Raw genomic sequence first — 22,468 nt, forward strand, 5'->3', positions numbered from 1 at the left:
CCAGAGCGCGGTAACGTTATCCGGGCATTATCACCTCAGCAAAAAGGGAGTTTGCATCATGACCGACGACACAAAAACAAAAGGGCCAGCGTCGTACTTCCCCTCCATCGAAAAAAACTATGGGCAACCCATTAGCCACTGGCTGGATCTGCTCAAGGCCGCCAGTTCCAGGAAGCATATGGAGCTTGTGGCCTTGCTCAAGACTGAACACGGCATGGGCCATGGTCACGCCAATGCGTTGGTTGCGTACTTCTTGGCGGCTGAAAAAGGCAATTGATCCACCTCCCGGCGGGCGGTGAACGTGCCTACCCGCCGGGCGTTGCGGCTGTCTCTTGAAGCGTTCGTTCAAGTCGTCGTAGGTGAGCATTCACAATGAGTTTGTGCGCTGGCCCCACTGGCAGCATGTAGAGGCGCCCATAGGTGTTATGGGTGACAACCGACGAGGTGATCGTGAGTACACGGTCAGCGATTGAAAGGCAGATCATCACATCCAGGTGCCGGTCACGCTCGGTCAGCACCAGCATGTCGGGCGCGCTGCGTTCCACCAGGAAGAAGTCCAGCCGGTCGCCGACCTGCACAGCCTCGCGCAAGGTGCCGGAGAACCCACCGATGCGCTTCACACCAAACAACGAGGAAATGGCATCCCTGATTCGGAAAGCCACCTGCATCAACGGCCCCGGTTCGCCGGTCATGATGTTCCAGGCATCCAGCGCGGTGATTTCAGTAGGCAGCGGGGCTGACCGGGTGTCGTAGTAATCAAGCTCTGACGGTGCACGCAGCGTGTGAACAACATCGGTAGTCGTCAACATTATCTTCCCTGATTGCTCGGTTAGAGCGGCTGACCTACATCAATACGATTCCCGTCCGGGTCTTCGAACACAAACGCCCGCAACCCGTAATCCTGATCCTTGAGGCGCTTGATGATCCTCGCCCCATGCTGCACGCAAGCGGCGTGCAGCCTGTCGACATCGTCCACCATCAGGTGGGCAATCGTGAACGCGGCGGCTGGGTGGTTGGGTTGCAAGGTCAAATGCAGCTCGCCCTGGTCGCGCTGCAGAATCATGAAGCCGATCGGGTTTCCATTTTCGAAGGCTTTCGTAAACCCCAGGGCCCTGGTGTAAAAATCATGGGCCCTGCCCATGTCCTTTACGGGAAGCGTTACTGCAATTCGTCCGAAACGGACGCCATGATCAACGACTGCGCTCATCGCAGAACCTCAACGTGCAAGCACCATGACACCTGCCAGGCGGTGCTGGTGAGTGTGAAGCGCCTTGCCAAACCTGAAGGAGCAGGACGGTGCCTGCGAGGCAGAGGTTATTTTGCGCAGCTACTGAAGTAAAGAGAGATACGAGGGTCGCTGCAGGTCAATGATCAGCAGGCGGTCGTTCAGCTACGATTGCTCGGAGTCGGACCTGAGCCCAAAACCAGCAGGATTGATCAAGCGGCCTGAAAGGGGGCGAAGCGCATGCGTTTATTCTCGCCCCCTGCCTCTATCACGGTTTCAGAGATGAAACACCGGCCCCGCCTCTGCACCTTGTGGAGGCGCTTCAACCTTCACCTTCAGCGCAATCAACAGTGCCGCCAACAGCATCAAGATACCTGCCGCGACAAAGACCCCGCCGATACCACTGAAACTGAACATCGCGCCGCCTGCCGCCGCCCCGGCGGCAATCGCCGACTGCACTGAAGCCACCACCATGCCCCCGGCGCTTTCAGCCTGGTCAGGCACGGCCCGCGCCACCCAGTTCGACCAGGCCACCGGCACCCCGCCAAACGCCAGGCCCCAGAGCATCAACAACCACACCTGCCCGGTCACGGTTGCCGGCAACAGCGCCAGAGCGAGCGCTGCAACACCCACCAGCGCGGGCATCAGCACCAATGTTCCACGCGGCAGACGCACCAGCAGCCAGCCGGCCAGCAGCGTGCCGGCAAAGTTCGCAACACCGAATCCCAGCAACATCAACGCCAGCCCCTCGGCATCGACGCCAGTGGTGCTTTCCAGGAATGGCCGGATATAGGTGAACAGCGCAAAGTGCCCGGTGTGCACCAGCACGCACCCCAACATGCCCACGGCAATGCCCGGACGCAGCAGCACTTCCAGCACCGTCCTCAAGCGGGCGGTCCTGCGGGGTGCGAGCGGCGGCAGGGTGAACAGCTGGAACACCAGGGTCACGCCGCCCACTGCGGCGGCGGCGAGAAACGCGCTGCGCCAGCCGTACAGCCCACCCAAAAAGCTGCCCAGCGGCACCGCCACGACAGTGCCCACCGCGATGCCGCTGAAGATGATCGACAAGGCACGCGGCAGCAGGGCCGCCGGTACAAGCCGCATCGCCACCGCCGCCGCCATGCTCCAGAAGCCACCCAGGGCGATGCCCAACAGGATACGCATCAGCAGCAACACCGTGAGGCTCGACGAGACCGCCACCAGCAGGTTGGAGCAGATCATCAGTGCGCTGAAGCACAACAGCACCACGCGCCGGTCGATCCCGCGGGTCAGGCCCGGTACCAGCAAACCGGCGAACAACGCCACCACCGCCGTGACTGTCACCGCCTGCCCTGCCAAGGCTTCCGAGACGCCGAGTTCGGCCGCCATCGGCGTCAACAAACTGGCCGGCAGGTACTCCGCCGTGAGTAATCCGAACACGCCCATCGCCAACGAAAACACCGCCATCCAGGCCGGTGTCGCGGGCGCCACATCTGCACCGGTTACGGCGTCACACACACAACTGCTCATCACTGGTCACCCTCCAAAAGTTATCGCGACCGCCAGTCTAGGTACGCAGGGCAGGATGATCTATGATGCAAAATCTTGAATCCTTTACCGAAACCCCGAAAATGATGCCTCCAGAACCGTTCGACGTGTCCTCTGACCTCATCAACGAGCTGTTGCGCGGCATGCGCCTGCGGGGCGTCGAGTACCGCCGTATCCAGGCCGGGCCGGCGTTTGGCCTGGGCTTTGCGGCCAAACCCGGGCATGCGTACTTCCACCTTGTCGCCGCCGGCGGCGTCACCCTGCGTACCGAGGACGGCACGCAGTACGAACTGACGCCGGGCAACGCCGTGTTCATCTCCCACGGGGGCGCCCATCAGTTGCTCTCCAGCCCGGAGGTGCCGGTGCAGGACATCCACAGCTTCAACGCCGCAGCCCTCGGCGATGCGGTGTGTGCCGTGGATGCCCGCGCCGATGCAGGCGTAGCTCAAAGCACCCTGCTCTTCAGCGGCTGCATGGAGTTTGAACTGGGGAGTTTGCACGGCCTTGGCCGCCTGATGCCGGACCTGATGCTGATCGACGCCAAGGGCCAACGTTATCCGGGGCTGATGCCGATCCTGGCGGCCATGGAGCGCGAAGTCAGCAGCGCCCGCATCGGCTTCGCCGGCATTCTGGCGCGCCTGGCGGACGTGGTGGCGGCCATGGTTGTTCGGGGCTGGGTCGAATGTGCCTGCGGGAATGCGTCCGGCCTGGTGGCCGCGCTACGCGACCCGCGCCTGGCCAAGGCCCTGCTGGCGTTGCACCAACAGCCTGGGCGCGACTGGACGGTGGAAGAGCTGGCGGCGCAGTGTCATACCTCGCGCTCGGTGTTCGCCCAACACTTTCAAACCACAATCGGCACGCCACCGTTGCGCTATGCCACCGAACTGCGGATGCGCCTGGCCAGCCAGTGGCTGACGCTGGAGCGGCTGCCCATTGAAACCGTGGCGCAGCGCCTTGGCTATAACTCCCAGGCCGCGTTCAGCCGGGCATTCAAGCGCGTCACCGGGCAGCCGCCGGGGGCCAGCCGGAGGTCTTGAGCCGCTAGGAAAAGTGCGTGATCAACATTTCTCGCACTGCACTGACCAGCGAAGCCTCGCCCGGACGCGGCGGTAACAGGCTGAACTCGACATCGGGCAGCGCCGGAAGCGTTTGAATCGACCGGCATGCCTCGGCCCCGGCAGGCACGGCCGAGCTGTTCAGGCACGCCACGCCCAGCCCCGCCAGCAGTGCCGATTGCAGGCCCGCCACCCCGGACGCGGAATGCGCAATGACATACGGCACCCCGCGCGCATCCAACAGGTCGATGGTGAACCGCTGCAAGCTGCAATCCTGGGGAAGTACCACCAACGGCAGCGGCGCCACGAGTTCGTGCTGTGCGTCGAACCCACTGAGTGCCACCCACCGCAGGGCCTCTCGTCGTACGGGAATGCCTTCGGGAAGGCTGCGACCATCGAGGATGCGCATCGACAGGCCAATGTCGAATTCGCCGCTGTTGGCGCCCTTTTCGATTTGCAGGCTCTTGCGCACCGAAACATGCAACCGAAGCTGCGGATATCGCGTGCGCAAACCCTTCAACATGCCCGCGATGGCGCTCGGCAAAAAATAGTCGGTGATGGCCAGGCGCAGTTCGCCGCTCAAGGTCACGCCGCGCATGTCCTCAAGCACGCAGTCACTCAGCGCGAGCAATTCACGCGCATGTGCCAGCAGGCGCTCTCCGGCAGGTGTGGGGCTCACGCCTTTTTTGCCGCGCTCCAGCAGCGTCACGCCGGTGAAGGTTTCCAGCTTGCGAAGTTGCTCACTGAGCGCGGACTGGGAACGGCACAGCTTGGGCGCGGCCGCCGAAAGGCTGCCGGATTCCAGGATGGTGACGAAGGAGCGCAGTTGCTCAAGGTCAAAGGGGCGCATGTCTAACCTGCGTTTTTTCCGATAGATATCATTATATCTTCCCGTTTTTCAGATCCGAATAATTTTCTTAATCTGGCACCTCACCCTACCCTTACGAGGAACTCACCATGCCAGGCATCACCCTGAAAATCTCCGGAGAACGCAATCCCGAACTGGTCCGCCAGCTCGTCCCGCAGCTCACTGCACTGACCTGTGAAGTGCTCGAGAAACGCCCGGAGCAGACCTTGCTGATTCTCGATTTTGTACCGCATGACCAGTGGTTCATTCATAACCGCTCGCTGGCCGAACATGGGCGCAACGCATTCCGCCTGGAAGTCACCGTGACCGATGAGACCAACACCAAGGCGCAAAAGGCGCGTTTTCATCGTGAGGCCTACACGCTGTTGGCGGAGTTGATCGGCAACCTGCACCCACACTCCAATGTGCATATCATCGACTGCCGAGCCAGTGCCTACGGCTATGAAGGGGTGACTCAGGAGTACCGCTATCAACACACTTGATAGGCCGGGAAAAAGCCGCGCATGAATATCGATCAGGTCAATGCGCGGCTCATCAAGTCCGTGAACAGTTGCAGAACCCGTTCATCATCCACGCCCAACAATCGGTCACCCACATAGCATTCGGTCTTGCACCATCCCGGTCCATGAACGACAGCACGCCCAGCCGCGACACCAGGTAACGCCCCGGCAAAAGGACCGTCGACGCGGGCTTTTATGACAAAAATTTCATACAGCTAAACTGTACAGTTTTTCTGCACGCATGCTAACGTCCGGGCATGAACAAACCTTCCATCACCTCCGAAACCCAATCCGCCGCCCTGGCTGCCGAGCTGCGCATCTCCCTGGGCAAGCTGATACGCCGGCTGCGGGAACAAACCCATCCGAACGATTTCACTTCCGCCCAGAAGTCGGTGCTGCTGCGCCTGGACCGAGACGGGCCCAGCACCGTCTCGGCCCTGGCCCGGGCGGAGAGCGTGCGGCCGCAGTCCATGCGCATCACCGTGGCCGGGCTGGAAACGATGAAAGCGATCAGGGGCAAACCCGACCCCAGCGATGGGCGCCAAACCCTGATCGAGCTGACTCCCGGCTTTCGTAAGCACCTGATCGCCAGCCGGGCGGCCAAGGACGATTGGCTGCTGCGGGCGCTGCAGGAGCAACTGTCTGCCGAAGAACAAGCTGAACTCGCGGCAGCGGTAAAGCTGCTGGAGCGCCTCGCCGACTTTTGAGCCCCCTACCCGTTCGAGGACATCCCATGGCCGTCACCTTGCTGGATCCCAACACCGCGCTGATCATCGTGGACTTGCAAAAAGGCATCGCCGAATACCCGTTCATCCACCCCATCGGCGCCGTGGTGGAACGCTCCCGTGCACTGCTCGACGCGTTCCGCGAGCGCGGCATGCCGGTGGTGCTGGTCAACGTCACAGGCTTCGCCCCCGGGCGTACCGAGCGGCCACGGCGCAGCGATGTATTTCCACCGGGATGGGCCGACCTGCTGCCCGAACTCGATCAGCAACCCGGCGACATTGGGGTGACCAAACGCACCTGGGGTGCCTTCGCCAGCACTGATCTTGAGGCGCAACTCAAAGCACTCGGCGTGACTCAAGTAGTGATCACCGGCGTTGCTACCGGAACCGGCGTGGAGTCCACCGCGCGCCAGGCCTACGAGGCCGGCTTCAACGTGACCCTGGCCGTCGATGCCATGACCGACGCGAACGCCGAGGCCCATCACTACAGCCTGAACCAGGTATTTCCGAAGCTGGGGGAAACCGGCACCGCGCAAGAGATCATCGGCTTGCTTGAAACAGGGGGGCGTGACGATGCAATGGCATGAGCTGGTGTCTTATTTCTTCGGCGGCGTATTGCTCGCCAACGCGCTGCCCCATTGCCTCAGTGGCTTGATGGGCCAGTCCTTCCAGACGCCGTTTGCCAAGCCGCGCGGCCAGGGGCGGTCTTCCTCGACGCTGAATGTGCTCTGGGGTTTTCTCAACCTGGTGATCGGCTACGTGCTGGTCTGCCGGGTCGGGGACTTCGACCTCAAAAGCACCGCTGATGTGCTCGCCCTCGGGCTCGGGGCCTTGGCCCTGAGTGTATTCCTGGCGCAGCATTTCGGGCGCTTCAACGGTGGTCATTCCTCAGGGCCGGTGTGAGTTCGATGGGCATTTTCCGCTCGCTGCGCAGCGTCAACTACCGCATTTGGGCCGCCGGCGCCCTGGTGTCGAATATCGGCACCTGGATGCAACGCACGGCCCAGGACTGGCTGGTGCTGACCCAGCTCACGCCGCATAACGCGTCGGCCGTCGGCATCGTCATGGCGTTGCAGTTCGGGCCGCAATTGCTGTTGCTGCCCTGGACCGGCTTCGCCGCCGATCACTACGACAAGCGCAAGCTGCTGATGGTCACCCAGGGCGTGATGGGCGTGCTGGCGCTGATGCTGGGGGTGTTTACCCTGACCGGCATCGTGCAGCTGTGGCACGTGTATGTGTTCGCGTTTTTGTCTGGCTGCGCCTCGGCCTTCGATGCACCGGTGCGGCAGATATTCGTGGCGGAGCTGGTGGGCGAAGCGGACCTGTCCAATGCCATCGCGCTCAATTCCACCTCGTTCAACATGGCGCGCATGATTGGCCCGGCGGTGGCCGGCGTGACCATCGCATCGGTGGGCACCGGCTGGGCGTTCCTGCTCAATGGCGCGAGTTTTTTCGCGGTGCTGGCCTCGCTGTTTCTGCTGCGGGTTTCCGGCCTGCACACCAGCCTGCGGGCGCTGCGCACCAAGGGCAGCCTGACTGAAGGCCTGCGTTATGTGTGGGCGCGGCCGGACCTGATGGCGATCCTGATCATGCTGTTCTTGATCGGCACCTTCGGCATGAATTTTCCGATCTTCATCTCGACCATGGCCGTCACCGTGTTCCACGCCGATGCCCGCGGCTATGGCCTGCTGACGTCTACCCTGGCTATCGGCACCGTTGCCGGGGCGCTGCTCGCAGCCGGTCGCGAGCGGCCACACTTCAAGGCGTTGTTGATCGGCGCGCTGGTATTCGGGGTGGGCTGCATGCTGGCGGCGATTGCCCCGAACTATTGGTTGTTCGCCGGGGCGCTGGTGATCATCGGCGTGGGCGCGCTGACCTTCAGCAACACCACCAACAGCCTGATGCAACTCACCACCGAACCCTCCATGCGCGGCCGGGTAATCGCCCTGCGGGTGGGCGTGGCCCTGGGCGGCACACCGATTGGCGCACCGATTGTGGGCTGGGTGGCCGACCATCTTGGGCCGCGCTGGGCGTTGGCGGTCGGCGCGGCCTCGGGCATCCTGGCTGCCGGCGTGGCGGTGTACACCATGACGCGCAAGCTGGATCGGCCTAAAAATATGTGATGGGCAACACAGCTCCCACAGTTGATCGTTCCCACGCTTTGCGTGGGAATACATCCTGTGACGCTCCGCGTCACCATTGCGCAGGACTTGAACCTTGCATCGTCAGCTGGACGCAGAGCGTCCGAGGCGGCGTTCCCACGCAGAGCGTGGGAACGATCAATATCTGAAGGGCAACACGAATCCAGTGTGGGAGCTGTCGAGCTTCAGCGAGGCTGCGAAGAGGCCCTTTCAGGCAATAAAGATGTCGCCTGCCAGTCCGCCATCGCAGCCTCGCCAAAGCTCGACAGCTCCCACAGTTGATCTTCGCAGGCTCGCACAGTTGATCGTTCCCACGCTTTGCGTGGGAATACATCCTGTGACGCTCCGCGTCACCATTGCGCAGGACTTGAACCTTGCATCGTCAGCTGGACGCAGAGCGTCCGAGGCGGCGTTCCCACGCAGAGCGTGGGAACGATCATCTCGATCCGACAAAATCCTGCGTAGGAGCTGTCGAGCTTCAGCGAGGCTGCGAAGAGGCCCTGTCAGGCAATAAAGATGTCGCCTGCCAGTCCGCCATCGCAGCCTCGCTAAAGCTCGACAGCTCCTACAGTGGATCTCTCGCGTATCATCACCCTCCTCGCTCCTCAAGGAATCCCCATGTCTTCAAGCAAACGCGACAGCGCACGCATCGAACGTCGCCTGGTCGCGACCCTGACCGATGCCTGTGAGATCGCGAAAGCCGAAATCACCGGCTTCGACTGGCTGACCCACGAAGTCGACTACCAGGCCTTTGCCCAAAGCCTGCTGGTCATCTGGGTATTCGATACCAGGGCGAACCGGGAACTGGCCCTTTCTACCGGACTGGACCTGCGCATGCGCGAGCTGACGGCCACCGCGCTGGAGGATGCCGGGGTGGATCGCCCTTCTTCGGACCGCTACGTGCGCTTCGACTCCGAGGAAGAATGCCACCTGCAGCATGGCGGCAATTGGCGCCTGCGCCTGCTCAAACTGTATGCGGTAAAGGGGTAAAGCCTTGGCTAAAGATATCGAGAACCCGTGCGTCTCAACCTGCCAGCTCAGTGGTGAGCTGTGCGTGAGTTGTGGACGCACCAAGGACGATATTCGCAAATGGAAAAAGATGAAGCGGCCAGAGAAGATGGCCGCTGTGCAGCGCGCAACGTTGCGCTTGAAGACGTTGAAAAAGGGCAAGTGACGCACCCGGTTTCAGGCCGTCAAGTACGCCCGACTGACCCCGTCACCGGCAAATTCCCGAGCAACTTGAGCCCGGTGGTTTTCACAAACGTCGCGTAGTCCATCGGCTTCTCGATACGGGTTTCAGCGTTGGGCAGAACATACGCCCAGGCGCGCTTGGACGACACGTCGTAAACCAGCTTGAACAGGCGAGTCGGCACCCAGACCTTGTTGTCGCCAATGGTGCTGCAGCCCGGGTCAAACAACGGGCCGGTGAACACGAACACGTTGCCGTCGGCGCGCTTGGCAAACTTGCGCACGTCCGCCTCGACCTTGCTCCAGATCTTGCGGTTGTTGGTCGGGTCTTGCGGCACCATGTTCGACAGCGCAAAGGACTGGGCCATGGCGTTGGTGCTCGGCGCATCCGCCGCCGGGGATTGATGGCCACGGTCCACCGCGGGGTGTTGGCCACGGTAGTCGCTCAACTCGGCGCGCGCGCCTTTGGGAATACGCGGGTCGGGGTAGAACTGGTTGGTGCGTTCTTCGCCTTTGGCATCCTTCAACTGGCCGGCATTCAGGCGTTCGACCACCACCAGCGGGGTCTTGCTGGTTTGCGAGTACAGCACCGCGAAATTATCGGAACACAGCGCCAGGGGTTTCATGGTGGCCGGCACGGTGGCCGTGTTGATCGGTTGTGCGGCCGGGAACAGGTCGGCGCAACTGTCGAACGATGGCTTTTTCTGTTGGCTTGAATACAGATCCAGGGCCGCGCCCTGACTGATGGAGCCCGAGCGGGAGGTATGGGATTGAGGCGGTGTGATGAGGTCAAGCAGGCCACGGGCTTGCGCCCCGGTGGAGAGCAAAACAAGGGCCGACAGCCCAACTGCAATTTTGCGTAGGTGCATGGGTTAAATCTTCAAAGTTCGATTGCGGGGCTTATGGACCCATGGATGTGACTTTAGTGCGAAGCAGCGCTGCAAAATACCCTGAACACGGTTTACGTAAGTGACTGATAGGTTTGAAGATAAGCTCGCAGCATGCGGGTCACCTGCTGTTCCAGGCCGGCTTCAAAGGCCGCAGATGCATTGCCTTCAAGCAACGCCCGAACCGGTCCCACCACCGCGCTGAGCGAGATGGCGGCGGTAAGGGATGGGTCTTCAAAACGCGCATCCGACGCCGTCGCCAACATCGCTGCAATCGCGGCCACCACCCGCTTGTTGATCCGCGCCACAAGCTCCGCACCGCCCCGCTCACCTGCGATGGCATACAGGGCTTTGGACGCCGTCGGGTCCATCAGCTTCACGGCGAGAAAAGCCGTGACAAACCCCGATGCCATTTCCGCCACCGTGGTGCCCTGGTGTTGATCGCACGCCTGCTCGACGGTCTCGGCCACCTGCACCAGATGCTTCTCCAATACCGCAGCAAGCAGTGCATCGCGGTTCGGATAGTACTGATAGAGACTGCCCACCGACATGCCCGCCCGCTCGGCCACGCGGGTCGTGGTGCAGCGGACCAGGCCCTGAGCGGTCAAAACCTGAAGGGTTGCCGTGTGCAGCGCTTCCACCGTCGCCGCCGACCGGGCCTGGACCGCTGATTTTCTTGGCTTTAACGACGCTTTGAGAGGGCTCATGGAATGCGAATTCTAAACCTGAAGGATCCTTCATATTATAGGCTTCCTCCCGTCAAGCAAGAGCTCCGACCATGACCACCAGCACATTCAATCTCGGCGATCGCACCGTCAACCGCATCGGCTACGGCGCCATGCAACTGGCCGGCCCAGGCGTGTTTGGCCCGCCCAAGGACCGTGATGCAGCGCTGGCCGTACTGCGCGAGGCCGTCGCTTGCGGCGTGAACCATATCGACACCAGCGACTTCTACGGGCCGCATGTCACCAATCAGATTATTCGTGAGGCACTGCACCCGTATAAAGACGATCTTACGATCGTCACCAAGGTAGGCGCCCGCCGTGGCGACGATGGCGCCTGGTTCAACGCTTCGTCGAAGGCCGAGCTGACCCAGGCCGTGCACGACAACCTGCGCAACCTGGGCCTGGATGTGCTGGACGTGGTGAATGTGCGGGCCATGCACGGCGTGATGGGCACTGCCGAAGGCTCGATCGAGGAACCCCTGAGTGCCATTGCCGAGCTGCAACAACAGGGCCTGATACGCCATATCGGCATCAGCAACGTTACCCCGACGCAGGTCGCCGAGGCGCGAAAAATCGTGCGCTTCGTGTGCGTCCAGAACCTGTACAACATCGCCCACCAACACGATAACGCGATGCTCGACGAATTGGCCCGGGACGGCATTGCCTATGTGCCATTCTTCCCGCTGGGCGGGTTCTCGCCAGTGCAGTCAGCGGTGTTGTCGAACGTCGCACAGCGCCTCGGCGTCACCCCGATGCAACTGGCCCTGGCATGGCTGCTGCGCCGTTCCCCGAATATCCTGCTGATCCCGGGAACGTCCTCGGTCACCCATCTACGGGAAAACATCGCGGTGGGCGAGCTGGATCTTTCGGACGAGGTACTCGCAGAGCTGAACACCCTCGCAGGCTGACCCTCACGCCAGCAGTTCTGCGATCCACCGCGCCTGCAGGGCGACCTCTTGCATCTTGTCCTCGGGCACCGCTTGCCGCGCCTGGGCGAAGTCGCTCAGGGTCTGCTGTTTGTGGCGCAGGATGCGCTGCCACTTGAGCAGGAATTCCGGGCTGCGGGCCTGCATTTGCAGCGGGCCGAAGTACAGTTCTTCGGCGGTGTAGGTCACAGGCCCGGCGTGCTCGGCAACGATGATTTCGTAGAAGAATCGGTTCTCCCGCAGCAGCTCTTCGCACACGATGCGGTAGCCGTTCTCCATCAACCACTGGCGCAACGGTTGCTCGCCGCCGTTGGGCTGCAGCACCAGGCGCTCCTCGCCACTGAGGCGCGCCTTGTCGCTGTCGAGGATGTCGCGGATGGTCTCGCCGCCCATGCCGCAGATGCTGATCGCGGTGATCCCGTCTCCCGGCTCGATCGCCGCCAGGCCACTGGCCAGGCGTACGGTGATGTGTTGCTCCAGCTCGTTCTCACGCACCGTGCGCTCGGCTGCGCGAAACGGCGTCAGGGCCACCTCGCCCGCCACCGCCGCCACGATGGCGCCGCGGCGCATCAATGCCACCGGCAGGTAGCCGTGGTCGGAGCCGATATCCGCCAGGCGCGCCCCGGCGGGGACGTGCGTCGCCACGCGCTCAAGGCGCATGGACAATGTGTGTTCGTTCAACTGCCGTTCCTTTTCGGTAATACCCTGGCCATTGTATTGCGGGTTCTTCAAAGAGGAACGTCACTTTGGTGAACGCCGTCAATCAGTGGCCGCCAGCCTTACCAGTTCCTTGCGCAACAGCGAACGATCCAGCACCGCCATCCCGGCCTGCCAGTCGATGGAAAGCAACTGGCTCAGTTTTTCCTGGCTGACCTTGGGCTCAGCCAGGAAATAACTTTTGCACTCGCGGATACTGATGAGATTCACCAGCCAGTCCTCCCCCTGCGCCGCCAGCCAATCAGCGATGGTCGAGCGATGCTTTCGGACCAGCGCACCGGCATCCCACACCGTCATCTGCGCAAAAACCTGCGGCAGGTTGCTGTCGGCTTTCAGCCACTTCAGGTCACCCGCCAACGCGCCTGCAAGGTCTGACTCGATAGTGGCCTGGCACTCGGAGAAATACCGCTCAGGCCAGTCTGCTGCGAGTTTCGCCAGCAGCGCGAGGGTTTCATAAGCCCGAACATCCGCCGCGGTGGTCAACTGCCCGGTAAAATTCAGGGTATTGTCCAGGATTGCCGTGGCCAGCAGCGCGGCACTGTGCTCACTGATCAGCGGCAACAAACCGGCCGCTTCCCAACGCAGGAAAACCTGCGTCGCTGCTGCACCGATCAAACGGATGTCTGCGGCACTTCCCAGCCTCTGCGCCCAATAGGTTTCAAACCCCGGGTGATGGTCAATCACCTCCACCACCTGATCGAGCACGACCACCGGGTCGAAGTGGTGGAAGTCCGAGATATCCACCATCACAAACTCATCGCCGGGCTCGGGTCGGTAGTCATCCAGTGACGATCGCCAGCCGAGCACGGTCCTGGAGATGCTGGCATTCAGTGGAGCACTGCTGACGGCACGCGCCTCGATTCCCTGACGATTCAACAACTCGGCATACGCAATGCAGCAGGCGTATGCATCGATGTCCAGATACGCCGAGCCGGAGGTGACTACCCTCATCGGAAAAACTCCATGATTTCATATTTTTGGCAGGCAAATTTCACACGCCTTTATGACGAAAACATGACTAAATGGACAGAACAACCCTGGAGATTCGAGCAATGACGTCATTTCGCGTTCGCGAGCTGAGCAGTACGGACACTGAAGCATTGCTGGCCTTCGAAGCCCGTAACCGTGACTGGTTCGAGTCGCATATCGAGGCGCGCGACCCATCGTTTTACTCGGTGCAGGGCGTCGCCGAGCATATTGACGGTTATCTATCAGGCCTGGCCACCGGCACATGGCACCCGTTCGTGATCGAAGACGCCAACGGCGAAATCGTCGGTCGCGCCAACCTGAAAAGCATCGACTCGCCAAAGGGCTCTGCCGAAGTCGGCTACCGCGTGGGTGAGCGCTCGTGCGGGCAAGGGCTGGCAACCCTGGCGCTGAACCATCTGATCCGCGAGGCACAGGCGCGCTGGGCACTGACCCAACTGGTGGCGTACGTGTACCCCGAGAATGTGGGCTCACAAAAAGTCCTGACCCGCTGCGGTTTCGTGCCCGACCAGCCCGCACCGGACGGCAAGCCCCAGGGCGAAAACCGCTTTGTCCTGACATTCCAGGCCTGAAGACCCGGCCCCCCGGCGAACCTTTACCCGGTAAACACCGTCCGAGCTAGGGCATTGATGCTTACCGCTCGCCGCGAGGTTTCCGTTTGAAAGCTGCCATCATCAAAAAATACCGCCTGATCATCAAGACCATGGGCTATGTAGGCTGGGCGCTGTTCTGGCTGCTGCTCTGGGATATCGCCGTCACCGTGGACTTCATGCTGTTCCTCAACAGCAAGATCAACCTGCCGCTGATGCCGCTCACCCTGCTCGGCTCGGCGCTGGTGGTGCTGATCAGTTTCCGCAACAGCAGCGCCTACAACCGCTGGTGGGAAGCACGCACGTTATGGGGCGCGATGGTCAACAATTCCCGCAGCTTCGCCCGGCAAGTGCTGACGCTGCTGGATGACCCGGACAATGAGGTCAACCCGATAAAGGCGACCTTGCTGCGCCGTCACGTGGCGTATGTGAACTGCCTGGCGGCGCACTTGCGGGGCCAGCCTTGCCCGGAAGAAATCCGCGCCTTCCTGCCGGCCAACGAGTTCGCCCGCAGCACCAGTACCAATAACTTTTCCAACGACATCATCAACGGCTCCGCAGCCCTGCTGGCCCAGGAATACAAGGCCGGGCGCCTGGACAGCATTCGCCTGGCGCGGCTGGAGTCGACCCTGGTGGATTTGTCCAACAGCCAGGGCGGCATGGAGCGCATCGCCAATACGCCGCTGCCCTACCCTTACGTGTATTTCCCACGGCTGTTCATCTCGCTGTTCTGCCTGATCGTGCCGGTGGGCCTGGTGGAATCCCTGGGCTGGTTCACCCCGCTGGCGTCCACGGTGGTGGGCTTCATGCTGCTGGCCATCGAACGCATCGGCACCGATTTGCAAAGCCCGTTCCGCGACAGCGAGCACCAGATCCAGATGGAAGCCCTTTGCGAAACCATCGAGAAAAACCTGCAGTCGATGCAGCGTGATTCCCTGGGGGGCGAGCGGATCAGTTAATCCACCGATGCGCCCTCGCCGCGAGCATAAACGGTCGGCGACTGCCCGGCATACCGGGTAAACGCCACGCTGAAGGCACTGGCGGAGCCATAGCCGACCTGCTCGGCAATGTCGGCGATACCGCCTGCCTGATTGCGCAGCAGCTTCTTCGCCAGCGCCATGCGCCAGGCCAACAGGTACGCCATCGGGGCGACACCCACGGCGCGGTTGAAGCGTTCGAAAAACGTCGAGCGCGACAGTGCGGCGTGTTTTGCCAGTTCCGCCACCGTCCAGGCCCGCATGGGTTGTTCGTGCAGCAGGCGGATAGCGACCGCCAGTCGTTCGTCAGACAAGCCCTGCAGCAACCCGGGGGATGCCGTCGTACTGCCTGTCGAGCGCAAGGCTTCGATCAGCAACACCTCCAGCAACCGATCCAGAATCACTTCCCGTGCAGGCCGCTGGCTGCGTGACTCCTCACCCACAAGATGGACCAGGGTTGCCAGTCTCGGCTCCCCGCGCACATGCACCAGCTCGGGCAGCAACGACACCAGCAAGGCTGCGTCGGGTGAGGCAAACGCACAATGCCCGACCAACAAGCGAATATCCGCCGGCCCGCTCTGTTCGCCAATCCGGAACTCCCCATCAGGCTGCACAACGGGTGTGGTTTCCGGCAGTTCCAGGTCAACGGCACTCGACATGCCGGACACCCGGGAAGCCGGAATCAACACAAAATCCCCGGCCTGCAAAGGTACCGCCGGCCTGCCGTCGAAGGTCAGCCAGCACTGGCCTTCAAGCACCGCGCAGTAAAACGGCTGCCCATTGTGGGCCCGCTGCACGCGCCAGGCACCGGCGCCGCTGACCACTTTGTAAAAGCCTGCGGTGGGTTGCAGCAATGTGACGATCTCGGCCAGCGGGTCGACCATGACCGGACTCCTGCAAATGAAATTTGGACTTTGAAGCATAGCAAGTCCAATCAACGCGGCCTATCGTTTTACGACCCTCACCACTGGCAGGAACGTCCATGAATACTGTATTGATCACCGGCTGCTCGTCCGGCTTCGGCCTGGAAATCGCTCGCTACTTCCTGGCCCGGGACTGGAAGGTCATCGCCACTATGCGTACGCCCCGGGAAGACCTTCTACCCCCCTCGGAGCACCTGCGGGTGCTGGCGCTTGATGTGAGTGACGAGGCCAGCATCCAGCAGGCCATCGAAGCCGCCGGGCCGGTTGATGTACTGGTCAACAACGCCGGGATCGGCCTGCTGGGCGCGGTCGAAGGCATCAACATGCAAACGATCCGCGAGGTATTCGAAACCAACACCTTCGGTACCATCGCGATGACCCAGGCCGTGCTCCCGCAATTTCGTGAGCGCAAGGCCGGCGTGGTAATCAACGTCACCTCCAGTGTGACCTTGCTACCGTTGCCGTTGCTCGCCGTGTACACCGCCAGCAAATGCGCAGTGAACGGCTTCACCGAATCCCTGGCGTTGGAACTGGCGGCGTTCAATGTACGCGCCAACCTGGTATTGCCAGGGCGCGCACCGACCACCCGCTTCGGCGAAAACGCCCGCAACCGCATCCTGATTCCCGAGGCTTACGCAGGCCTGGCGGAACGCATATTTGCCGCCTGGGGGGAGCCTTCCGAGGTTACGTTGGCCGAGGATGTGGCTGAAGCCGTATGGCGCGCGGCGACTGACCCAAACAGCCCGATGCGTATCCCGGCCGGGGCGGATGCGGTGGCGTTGTCCCGGTAAGGCGCTGGCCGTTAACAAAAAAATCCAGCCAGTGGTGAATTATTCAGTGTCCGCATGTATCTGACCCATTAAGCGCATGCCACCAAAACAGTGGCATCGAAATGGACCTGCGGCTGAGTATTCCCATGAAATCACGCAAGAAAACCGTCAATCCGATTGGATTGGATGACATCACCATCGTCGACGACGCCAAGATGCGCAAGGCGATCACCGCCGCTGCGCTGGGCAATGCCATGGAGTGGTTCGACTTCGGAGTGTATGGCTTTGTCGCCTATGTGCTGGGCAAGGTGTTCTTCCCCGAAGCGTCTCCCAGCGTACAAATGATCGCGGCCCTGGCGACCTTCTCGGTGCCGTTCCTGATTCGCCCGCTGGGCGGCCTGTTCTTTGGCCGCCTGGGGGACAAATACGGCCGGCAAAAGGTCCTGGCGGCGACCATCGTGATCATGTCCCTGAGCACCTTCGCCATCGGGCTGATCCCCTCCTATGACTCGATCGGCATCTGGGCGCCGATCCTGTTGCTGCTGGCCAAGATGGCCCAGGGCTTCTCGGTGGGCGGTGAGTACACCGGGGCCTCGATCTTCGTCGCCGAATACGCCCCGGACCGCAAGCGCGGCTTCCTCGGCAGTTGGCTGGACTTCGGCTCCATCGCCGGCTTCGTGCTCGGCGCGGGCGTGGTGGTGTTGATTTCGGCGGTAATCGGCGAAGACGCCTTCCAGTCCTGGGGCTGGCGCCTGCCGTTCTTCCTCGCCCTGCCGCTGGGCATGATCGGGCTCTACTTGCGTCATGCCCTGGAAGAAACACCGGCCTTTCAACAGCACGTGGAGCAACTCGAACAAGGTGACCGCGAAGGCCTGGCGGGCGGCCCGAAAGTCTCGTTCAAGGAAGTCGCCACCAAGCACTGGCGCAGCCTGATGACCTGTGTCGGCGTGGTGGTGGTGACCAACGTCACGTACTACATGCTGCTCACCTACATGCCGAGCTACCTGTCGCACAACCTGCACTACAGCGAAAACCACGGCGTGTTGATCATCATCGCGATCATGGTCGGCATGTTGTTCGTGCAGCCGATGATTGGCTTTGTCAGCGACAAGATCGGGCGCAAACCCTTCATTCTGTTCGGCAGCATCGCGCTGTTCTTTCTCGCCATTCCGGCGTTCATGCTGATCAACAGCGGCAAGCTCGGGCTGATTTTCTCGGGGCTGCTGATCATTGCGGTGGTGCTCAACTTCTTTATCGGCGTGATGGCGTCCACCCTGCCGGCGATGTTCCCTACCCACATCCGCTACAGCGCGCTCGCCAGCGCCTTCAACATCTCGATCCTGATTGCCGGCCTCACGCCAACCGCCATGGCCTGGCTGGTGGAGACCACCAACAACCTGTACATGCCGGCCTATTACCTGATGGTATTCGCCGTACTGGGGCTTTTCACCGCCCTGACCATGAAGGAAACCGCCAACAAACCCCTGCGCGGCGCGGCACCGGCGGCGTCGGATATCGAGGAAGCCAAGGAGCTGCTGCAGGAGCACGAAGACAATATCGAGCAGAAGATCGAAGATATCGACGCGCAAATCGCCGAGCTGGAAGCCAAGCGTGAAAACCTGGTGCAGCAACATCCACGCATCAACTGACGCAACATATTTGGAAACGAATAGCGGGTGAACTAACGCGCAAGCAGCACGCTCCTTCCTTAAGCGCAGTCAGCGCGGCCCTGATGAGCCTCATCAGGGCCGCTCAACGATAAGGAGCCGCCCGTGACCGACACCACCACCCTCACCTACCGCTGCACGCCTGGTCCGCTTCACGCGACCTTGCTGGCCGGTACCGTCCCGCTGTTTCTCGGCGCCCTGCTGAGCGACATTGCCTACTACCAGACCTACCAGATCCAATGGAGCAACTTCGCCGCCTGGCTGATCGCCGGCGCCCTGCTGTTCTGCGGGCTGGCGGGATTGTTTGCACTGGTCAACCTGCTGCGTGCCGACCGCAAGGCCGGGCGCCCCACGGTGTACTTCCTGCTGTTGCTGGGGACCTGGGCGCTGGGCCTGGTAAATGCCTTTGAGCATGCGAAGGATGCCTGGGCCGTGATGCCTTCGGGCCTGGTGCTGTCTGCCGTCGTGACCCTGCTGGCCTGCGTGACCACGTGGGTCGGGCTGACCAACCTGCGCTCGGGAGGTGCCCAATGAAGCCTTCCAGCACGCTGACCGTTTTAAGCATGGCGATGTTGTTGAGCGCCTGCGGTGGCGAAGCCGACAGCACTCAAGCTCGCGGCCCCGACCCCAAGCTGCCGGAACCCCAGCGCGGCCTGTTGCCCAGCATGAAGATCGCCGAACCGGTGGCCTGGGGCGAGCAGAAACCTACGGTGCCCGAGGGTTTCAGCATCACGGCCATCGCCACCGACCTGCGGATCCCGCGCCAGACCCTGGTGCTGCCCAACGGCGACATTCTCGTCGCCGAAGGCCGGGGCGGCAGCGCAGCGAAACTCAAGCCCAAGGATGTGATCGCCAGCGTGATCAAGGCCGAGGGCAACACCAAGGTCAAGGGCGGCAATCGCCTGACCCTGCTGCGCGATGCCGACGGTGACGGCACCTACGAGTTGAAAACCGTATTCGCCGAAAACCTCAACGCGCCCTACGGCCTGGCCTTTGCCGACGGCAAGCTGTACGTGGCGAACCAGGATGCGCTGGTGCGCTTCGACTACGAAGACGGCCAGACCAAGGCCGGTGGCCCGCCCACCACCGTCACCGAGCTGCCCGCCGCGATCAATCACCACTGGACCAAATCCCTGGCGATCAGCCCCGATGGCCGCTCGCTGTATGTGGGCATCGGGTCCAACAGCAACATCACCGAACGCGGCATGGAGGTTGAGATCGACCGGGCGATGGTCTGGCAGATCGACGCCGCCACCGGTGCCCACAAGCCTTATGCAACCGGTTTGCGCAACCCGACGGCATTGACCATTCAGCCGGGCTCCGGGCAGGTGTGGGCGGTGGTCAACGAGCGGGATGAACTGGGGCCGGACCTGGTGCCGGATTACCTGACCTCGGTGCGCGAAGGCGAGTTCTACGGCTGGCCCTACAGCTATTGGGGCCAGAACGTCGACACCCGCGCCCAACCGCAGAACCCGGCCAAGGTCGCCGCCGCGATCAAGCCGGATTACAGCCTGGGTTCCCACGTCGCCGCGCTGGGCGTCGATTTTTCCATCCCGGCCATGGGCGAGAAATATGCCGACGGCGTCTTCGTCGGCGAGCACGGCAGCTGGAACCGGGACAATCCGGTGGGCTACAAGGTGATCTTCGTGCCGTTCAGCAATGGCCGGCCTGCCGGTGAGCCGCTGGACTTCGCCACGGGTTTCCGCGGGGACGATGGCAAGACTCGCGGCCGGCCGGTGGGGGTCACTGTTGATCCGAAGGGTGCGCTGATCATTGCCGATGACCTGGCCAACACGGTGTGGAGGGTGACGCGCAATAAATAAAGCCTGAAGCGGCCGATGTGGTTGCCTTCCTGTGGAGCGCGGCGGTACCTTCGCCGCACTCACGAACAGGAAGGTAACCGCAATGCCAGACACCACCGACAACGGCTTCTATGATCGCGCGGACGCGCACATCGAGCTGTCCAACGAGCAGTTCAGGGCGTTCGCCGACCTGGGCAAAGTCAGCGCCTCGATGATGTTCGGCACCACACGCTTCAATGCCTGGGTCAGCGCACGCAGCTTTAAATCCGGCGAAGAAATGGCCCAGGCCCGTGAGGCGATGCTGAAGTATTTCTGTGATCAGTACCGGATGATGCTTGAGGATAATCTTGATGATCACATCAACAATTTCAGCAAGTACATGCTCGTTAAGGGCAGTTGAACCCGCCCGCACAGGGCGGTGTGTCGACCTGTGATACCCGGCGCTCAAATTGCAACGAAGTGGCCCGCGGCGACCTCGCGGTAACTGATCGGCGGAGCCTTGTAGCCCACCTCGTAAATCCTGCTGGGCACGCTCTCCTCCATCAGGCTGAACGGCTTTCTGGGCACGTTCAGGTCCGCCGAGGGCACCGCGCTCAGCAACCTTTGGGTGTAAGGGTGCTGAGGCTGCTCGAACACTGACTGGCGTGGCCCGATCTCAACGATGCGTCCGTGGTACATCACCCCCACCCGGTGGCTGACCCGCTCGACCACCGCCAGGTCATGGGAAATAAACAGGAATGAAATGCCCATCTCGCGCTGCAGGTCCTGCAGGAGATTAATCACCTGGGCTTGAATGGACACGTCCAGCGCCGAGACGGCTTCATCGGCGATGATCAGCTTCGGAGACAGAGTCAGCGCCCGCGCGATGCAGATCCGCTGTCGCTGCCCACCCGAGAACTCGTGCGGATAGCGTTGTGCATGCTCCGCCGACAGCCCCACCTTCTCCAGCAATATTCGCACCTGCTTTCGTGCTTGCGCGCCATGTGCAATGCCATGAACATGCAGCGGCTCCAGCAGGCTGTTCTCGATCGTGAGACGCGGGTTCAGGGATGCATAGGGATCCTGGAAGACCATCTGGATATCGCGGCGCAGCGAGTTCATATCGCTCTTGTTCAACGTCGTAAGGTTCTTGCCACCGAAAACGATATTCCCGCCCTGTATCGGCATCAGCCCGGCAATCGCACGAGCGCTGGTGGATTTCCCGCACCCGGACTCGCCCACCAGGGCCAGCGTTTCACCTGAGTAGATATCAAAGTCGATGCCTTCGACGGCATGCACACGGCGCCGGACCTTCCCGAGGAGACCACCTTTGAGGTCGTACCGAATGGACAACGACTCGACTCTGAGCACCGGCGGACTCTGGTAGTCCGGGGCCACGCCAGGCGCAGGTTCTGCACCCGCTGCGACGTCATCATCGATCAAGGCAAATTTTGCGGGAAGTTGAGTGCCACGCATTGAGCCGATTTTTGGAACAGCCGCCAGCAATGCCCGGGTGTAGGGCTGCTTGGGCTCCTGCAGCACTGCCCTTGCCGGACCTTGCTCAACGGTCTCGCCTTTCTTCATCACCATCACATGGTCTGCGACTTCCGCCACCACGCCCATATCGTGGGTGATAAAGATCACACCCATGGCCAGGCTATCTTGCAGCTCCTTGATAATCCGCAGGATCTGCGCCTGCACCGTCACATCCAACGCTGTGGTCGGCTCGTCGGCGATCAGCAGTGTGGGCTCGCAGACCAGCGACATCGCAATCATGATCCGTTGGCGCATGCCGCCGGAAAGCTCATGGGGAAACCGGTTCATGACCTGCTTCGCATCCGGAATACGCACCAGGTCCAGCATGCGTAATGCCTGGGCTTCGGCTTGCGCACGGCTGCACCGCTGATGCAGCAAGATGCCTTCGATGAGTTGCGCGCTGATCTTGAAGACCGGATTCAGCGAAGTCATGGGCTCCTGAAAGATCATCGACATGGACGAGCCCCGCAGTGTGCGCATGACAGACTCGGGCGCCGCCACCAGGTCGACAATCTGGTTATTCCTGGTTTGCAGCTCCATCGAGCCCGAAAGCACCCGTCCGCCGGCGCGCTTAATCAGGCCCATCATCGCCATTGAGGTGACGGATTTGCCGGAGCCGGACTCACCCACGATCGCCAGCGTCTGACCGCGCATCACCTCGAAGGACACATCGCGCACCACCGGCGTCTCGCGCCCTCTGGTGCCGAAGCCGACACTCAGGTTTTTCACCCGGGCTACCAAATTCTCGTTCAT

Annotated in this window: 27 protein-coding genes; 17 read left to right on the forward strand and 10 right to left on the reverse strand. The window is 61.8% G+C overall.

All coding sequences use genetic code 11. The features are described 5' to 3' along the window. The first annotated feature begins 58 nt into the window (after positions 1 to 58). Positions 59 to 277: a DUF4287 domain-containing protein gene (locus HX815_RS22060; protein ID WP_003214516.1), complete on the forward strand. Its 219-nt coding sequence runs from the start codon at positions 59 to 61 to the stop codon at positions 275 to 277. 28 nt (positions 278 to 305) lie between these two features. On the opposite strand, the gene HX815_RS22065 is transcribed toward HX815_RS22060, so the two are convergent. The 3 genes from HX815_RS22065 to HX815_RS22075 form a co-directional block, all read right to left on the reverse strand. Continuing rightward, entirely contained in the window at positions 306 to 809 is a 504-nt protein-coding gene (locus tag HX815_RS22065; RefSeq protein WP_102368493.1) for a DUF2867 domain-containing protein, read from the reverse strand. Positions 810 to 829: 20 nt separating this feature from the next. Continuing rightward, a complete protein-coding gene (locus HX815_RS22070) occupies positions 830 to 1,207 on the reverse strand; it encodes a glyoxalase/bleomycin resistance/extradiol dioxygenase family protein (RefSeq protein WP_003214518.1) in 378 nt (125 codons plus the stop codon). A gap of 294 nt (positions 1,208 to 1,501) precedes the next feature. Beyond that, on the reverse strand, positions 1,502 to 2,734 hold the full coding sequence (locus HX815_RS22075; protein ID WP_177028880.1) for an MFS transporter: 1,233 nt from the start codon (positions 2,732 to 2,734) through the stop codon (positions 1,502 to 1,504). 65 nt (positions 2,735 to 2,799) lie between these two features. Between HX815_RS22075 and HX815_RS22080 the strand changes: the two genes are divergently transcribed. Beyond that, positions 2,800 to 3,789 carry an AraC family transcriptional regulator gene (locus tag HX815_RS22080; protein WP_177028929.1) on the forward strand — a complete coding sequence of 330 codons (990 nt, stop codon included), beginning with the start codon at positions 2,800 to 2,802 and terminating at the stop codon, positions 3,787 to 3,789. Between the two features lie 4 nt (positions 3,790 to 3,793). On the opposite strand, the gene HX815_RS22085 is transcribed toward HX815_RS22080, so the two are convergent. Further along, positions 3,794 to 4,657, reverse strand: coding sequence for a LysR family transcriptional regulator (locus tag HX815_RS22085; protein ID WP_134326054.1), 864 nt, complete (start codon positions 4,655 to 4,657; stop codon positions 3,794 to 3,796). Positions 4,658 to 4,764: 107 nt separating this feature from the next. Here HX815_RS22085 and HX815_RS22090 point away from each other — a divergent pair, with 107 nt between their 5' ends. The 7 genes from HX815_RS22090 to HX815_RS22120 all read left to right on the forward strand — a co-directional run bounded on the left by HX815_RS22090 (position 4,765) and on the right by HX815_RS22120 (position 9,215). Further along, positions 4,765 to 5,157 (forward strand): tautomerase family protein, encoded by a 393-nt coding sequence (locus HX815_RS22090; RefSeq protein WP_003214522.1) that lies wholly within the window; start codon positions 4,765 to 4,767, stop codon positions 5,155 to 5,157. 275 nt (positions 5,158 to 5,432) lie between these two features. Beyond that, positions 5,433 to 5,882 (forward strand): MarR family winged helix-turn-helix transcriptional regulator, encoded by a 450-nt coding sequence (locus HX815_RS22095; protein WP_003214523.1) that lies wholly within the window; start codon positions 5,433 to 5,435, stop codon positions 5,880 to 5,882. A gap of 26 nt (positions 5,883 to 5,908) precedes the next feature. After that, positions 5,909 to 6,487: an isochorismatase family protein gene (locus tag HX815_RS22100; RefSeq protein WP_177028881.1), complete on the forward strand. Its 579-nt coding sequence runs from the start codon at positions 5,909 to 5,911 to the stop codon at positions 6,485 to 6,487. Continuing rightward, entirely contained in the window at positions 6,474 to 6,803 is a 330-nt protein-coding gene (locus HX815_RS22105; RefSeq protein WP_102368490.1) for a hypothetical protein, read from the forward strand. The genes HX815_RS22100 and HX815_RS22105 overlap by 14 nt, the downstream gene beginning before the upstream one ends. A 5-nt stretch (positions 6,804 to 6,808) precedes the next feature. Then, positions 6,809 to 8,023 carry an MFS transporter gene (locus HX815_RS22110; RefSeq protein ID WP_177028882.1) on the forward strand — a complete coding sequence of 405 codons (1,215 nt, stop codon included), beginning with the start codon at positions 6,809 to 6,811 and terminating at the stop codon, positions 8,021 to 8,023. Between the two features lie 636 nt (positions 8,024 to 8,659). Further along, the gene (locus tag HX815_RS22115) at positions 8,660 to 9,031 is read left to right on the forward strand and encodes a hypothetical protein (RefSeq protein ID WP_177028883.1); all 372 of its coding nucleotides are present in this window, start codon (positions 8,660 to 8,662) and stop codon (positions 9,029 to 9,031) included. Between the two features lie 4 nt (positions 9,032 to 9,035). After that, positions 9,036 to 9,215 (forward strand): DUF1289 domain-containing protein, encoded by a 180-nt coding sequence (locus HX815_RS22120; protein WP_003207939.1) that lies wholly within the window; start codon positions 9,036 to 9,038, stop codon positions 9,213 to 9,215. Positions 9,216 to 9,234: 19 nt separating this feature from the next. On the opposite strand, the gene HX815_RS22125 is transcribed toward HX815_RS22120, so the two are convergent. Together HX815_RS22125 and HX815_RS22130 are read right to left on the reverse strand one after the other, a co-directional pair. After that, complete coding sequence (locus HX815_RS22125; protein ID WP_177028884.1) at positions 9,235 to 10,098, reverse strand: DNA/RNA non-specific endonuclease; 864 nt, start codon at positions 10,096 to 10,098, stop codon at positions 9,235 to 9,237. Between the two features lie 92 nt (positions 10,099 to 10,190). Continuing rightward, positions 10,191 to 10,823: a TetR/AcrR family transcriptional regulator gene (locus tag HX815_RS22130; protein WP_023659027.1), complete on the reverse strand. Its 633-nt coding sequence runs from the start codon at positions 10,821 to 10,823 to the stop codon at positions 10,191 to 10,193. Between the two features lie 71 nt (positions 10,824 to 10,894). On the opposite strand from HX815_RS22130, the gene HX815_RS22135 reads away from it, so the two are divergent. Next, on the forward strand, positions 10,895 to 11,749 hold the full coding sequence (locus HX815_RS22135) for an aldo/keto reductase family oxidoreductase (protein ID WP_008433296.1): 855 nt from the start codon (positions 10,895 to 10,897) through the stop codon (positions 11,747 to 11,749). Between the two features lie 3 nt (positions 11,750 to 11,752). On the opposite strand, the gene HX815_RS22140 is transcribed toward HX815_RS22135, so the two are convergent. Together HX815_RS22140 and HX815_RS22145 are read right to left on the reverse strand one after the other, a co-directional pair. Then, positions 11,753 to 12,448 (reverse strand): tRNA (adenine(22)-N(1))-methyltransferase TrmK, encoded by a 696-nt coding sequence (locus HX815_RS22140; protein ID WP_177028885.1) that lies wholly within the window; start codon positions 12,446 to 12,448, stop codon positions 11,753 to 11,755. Positions 12,449 to 12,526: 78 nt separating this feature from the next. Continuing rightward, the gene (locus HX815_RS22145; protein ID WP_177028886.1) at positions 12,527 to 13,435 is read right to left on the reverse strand and encodes a bifunctional oligoribonuclease/PAP phosphatase NrnA; all 909 of its coding nucleotides are present in this window, start codon (positions 13,433 to 13,435) and stop codon (positions 12,527 to 12,529) included. 101 nt (positions 13,436 to 13,536) lie between these two features. Here HX815_RS22145 and HX815_RS22150 point away from each other — a divergent pair, with 101 nt between their 5' ends. Beyond that, on the forward strand, positions 13,537 to 14,043 hold the full coding sequence (locus HX815_RS22150; RefSeq protein ID WP_102605056.1) for a GNAT family N-acetyltransferase: 507 nt from the start codon (positions 13,537 to 13,539) through the stop codon (positions 14,041 to 14,043). An 86-nt stretch (positions 14,044 to 14,129) separates the two neighbouring features. Beyond that, complete coding sequence (locus HX815_RS22155) at positions 14,130 to 15,020, forward strand: bestrophin family protein (protein WP_008433288.1); 891 nt, start codon at positions 14,130 to 14,132, stop codon at positions 15,018 to 15,020. Here the strand turns inward: HX815_RS22155 and HX815_RS22160 are convergent. Next, positions 15,017 to 15,922, reverse strand: coding sequence for an AraC family transcriptional regulator (locus tag HX815_RS22160; RefSeq protein WP_177028887.1), 906 nt, complete (start codon positions 15,920 to 15,922; stop codon positions 15,017 to 15,019). The genes HX815_RS22155 and HX815_RS22160 overlap by 4 nt on opposite strands. A 98-nt stretch (positions 15,923 to 16,020) precedes the next feature. On the opposite strand from HX815_RS22160, the gene HX815_RS22165 reads away from it, so the two are divergent. The 5 genes from HX815_RS22165 (at position 16,021) to HX815_RS22185 (ending at position 20,600) form a co-directional block, all read left to right on the forward strand. Continuing rightward, a complete protein-coding gene (locus HX815_RS22165; protein ID WP_177028888.1) occupies positions 16,021 to 16,752 on the forward strand; it encodes an SDR family oxidoreductase in 732 nt (243 codons plus the stop codon). Positions 16,753 to 16,877: 125 nt separating this feature from the next. Beyond that, on the forward strand, positions 16,878 to 18,380 hold the full coding sequence (gene proP, locus HX815_RS22170; protein WP_003207926.1) for a glycine betaine/L-proline transporter ProP: 1,503 nt from the start codon (positions 16,878 to 16,880) through the stop codon (positions 18,378 to 18,380). A 123-nt stretch (positions 18,381 to 18,503) separates the two neighbouring features. After that, the gene (locus HX815_RS22175; protein WP_087692924.1) at positions 18,504 to 18,932 is read left to right on the forward strand and encodes a DUF2231 domain-containing protein; all 429 of its coding nucleotides are present in this window, start codon (positions 18,504 to 18,506) and stop codon (positions 18,930 to 18,932) included. Continuing rightward, positions 18,929 to 20,221 carry a sorbosone dehydrogenase family protein gene (locus HX815_RS22180; RefSeq protein ID WP_177028889.1) on the forward strand — a complete coding sequence of 431 codons (1,293 nt, stop codon included), beginning with the start codon at positions 18,929 to 18,931 and terminating at the stop codon, positions 20,219 to 20,221. Before HX815_RS22175 ends, HX815_RS22180 begins: the two co-directional genes overlap by 4 nt. Before the next feature lie 82 nt (positions 20,222 to 20,303). Beyond that, positions 20,304 to 20,600, forward strand: coding sequence for a DUF3144 domain-containing protein (locus HX815_RS22185; RefSeq protein ID WP_003207921.1), 297 nt, complete (start codon positions 20,304 to 20,306; stop codon positions 20,598 to 20,600). Between the two features lie 44 nt (positions 20,601 to 20,644). Here the strand turns inward: HX815_RS22185 and HX815_RS22190 are convergent, their stop codons facing one another. Next, positions 20,645 to 22,468, reverse strand: a complete 1,824-nt coding sequence (locus HX815_RS22190; RefSeq protein ID WP_003207919.1) for an ABC transporter ATP-binding protein — start codon at positions 22,466 to 22,468, stop codon at positions 20,645 to 20,647.

It is taken from the genome of Pseudomonas sp. E6002, from assembly GCF_013385565.1.
Taxonomy (GTDB): Bacteria; Pseudomonadota; Gammaproteobacteria; order Pseudomonadales; family Pseudomonadaceae; genus Aquipseudomonas.

What these genes read in the sequence shown, in the direction of transcription:
- HX815_RS22100 (WP_177028881.1), top strand. Translation starts at nt 5,909, where the DNA reads ATGGCCGTCACCTTGCTGGATCCCAACACCGCGCTGATCATCGTGGAC.
- proP (WP_003207926.1), top strand. Translation starts at nt 16,878, where the DNA reads ATGAAATCACGCAAGAAAACCGTCAATCCGATTGGATTGGATGACATC.
- HX815_RS22080 (WP_177028929.1), top strand. Translation starts at nt 2,800, where the DNA reads ATGCAAAATCTTGAATCCTTTACCGAAACCCCGAAAATGATGCCTCCA.
- HX815_RS22165 (WP_177028888.1), top strand. Translation starts at nt 16,021, where the DNA reads ATGAATACTGTATTGATCACCGGCTGCTCGTCCGGCTTCGGCCTGGAA.
- HX815_RS22150 (WP_102605056.1), top strand. Translation starts at nt 13,537, where the DNA reads ATGACGTCATTTCGCGTTCGCGAGCTGAGCAGTACGGACACTGAAGCA.
- HX815_RS22115 (WP_177028883.1), top strand. Translation starts at nt 8,660, where the DNA reads ATGTCTTCAAGCAAACGCGACAGCGCACGCATCGAACGTCGCCTGGTC.
- HX815_RS22185 (WP_003207921.1), top strand. Translation starts at nt 20,304, where the DNA reads ATGCCAGACACCACCGACAACGGCTTCTATGATCGCGCGGACGCGCAC.
- HX815_RS22135 (WP_008433296.1), top strand. Translation starts at nt 10,895, where the DNA reads ATGACCACCAGCACATTCAATCTCGGCGATCGCACCGTCAACCGCATC.
- HX815_RS22095 (WP_003214523.1), top strand. Translation starts at nt 5,433, where the DNA reads ATGAACAAACCTTCCATCACCTCCGAAACCCAATCCGCCGCCCTGGCT.
- HX815_RS22190 (WP_003207919.1), bottom strand. Translation starts at nt 22,468, where the DNA reads ATGAACGAGAATTTGGTAGCCCGGGTGAAAAACCTGAGTGTCGGCTTC.
- HX815_RS22070 (WP_003214518.1), bottom strand. Translation starts at nt 1,207, where the DNA reads ATGAGCGCAGTCGTTGATCATGGCGTCCGTTTCGGACGAATTGCAGTA.
- HX815_RS22130 (WP_023659027.1), bottom strand. Translation starts at nt 10,823, where the DNA reads ATGAGCCCTCTCAAAGCGTCGTTAAAGCCAAGAAAATCAGCGGTCCAG.
- HX815_RS22145 (WP_177028886.1), bottom strand. Translation starts at nt 13,435, where the DNA reads ATGAGGGTAGTCACCTCCGGCTCGGCGTATCTGGACATCGATGCATAC.
- HX815_RS22110 (WP_177028882.1), top strand. Translation starts at nt 6,809, where the DNA reads ATGGGCATTTTCCGCTCGCTGCGCAGCGTCAACTACCGCATTTGGGCC.
- HX815_RS22125 (WP_177028884.1), bottom strand. Translation starts at nt 10,098, where the DNA reads ATGCACCTACGCAAAATTGCAGTTGGGCTGTCGGCCCTTGTTTTGCTC.
- HX815_RS22160 (WP_177028887.1), bottom strand. Translation starts at nt 15,922, where the DNA reads ATGGTCGACCCGCTGGCCGAGATCGTCACATTGCTGCAACCCACCGCA.
- HX815_RS22090 (WP_003214522.1), top strand. Translation starts at nt 4,765, where the DNA reads ATGCCAGGCATCACCCTGAAAATCTCCGGAGAACGCAATCCCGAACTG.
- HX815_RS22180 (WP_177028889.1), top strand. Translation starts at nt 18,929, where the DNA reads ATGAAGCCTTCCAGCACGCTGACCGTTTTAAGCATGGCGATGTTGTTG.
- HX815_RS22075 (WP_177028880.1), bottom strand. Translation starts at nt 2,734, where the DNA reads ATGAGCAGTTGTGTGTGTGACGCCGTAACCGGTGCAGATGTGGCGCCC.
- HX815_RS22085 (WP_134326054.1), bottom strand. Translation starts at nt 4,657, where the DNA reads ATGCGCCCCTTTGACCTTGAGCAACTGCGCTCCTTCGTCACCATCCTG.
- HX815_RS22060 (WP_003214516.1), top strand. Translation starts at nt 59, where the DNA reads ATGACCGACGACACAAAAACAAAAGGGCCAGCGTCGTACTTCCCCTCC.
- HX815_RS22105 (WP_102368490.1), top strand. Translation starts at nt 6,474, where the DNA reads ATGCAATGGCATGAGCTGGTGTCTTATTTCTTCGGCGGCGTATTGCTC.
- HX815_RS22065 (WP_102368493.1), bottom strand. Translation starts at nt 809, where the DNA reads ATGTTGACGACTACCGATGTTGTTCACACGCTGCGTGCACCGTCAGAG.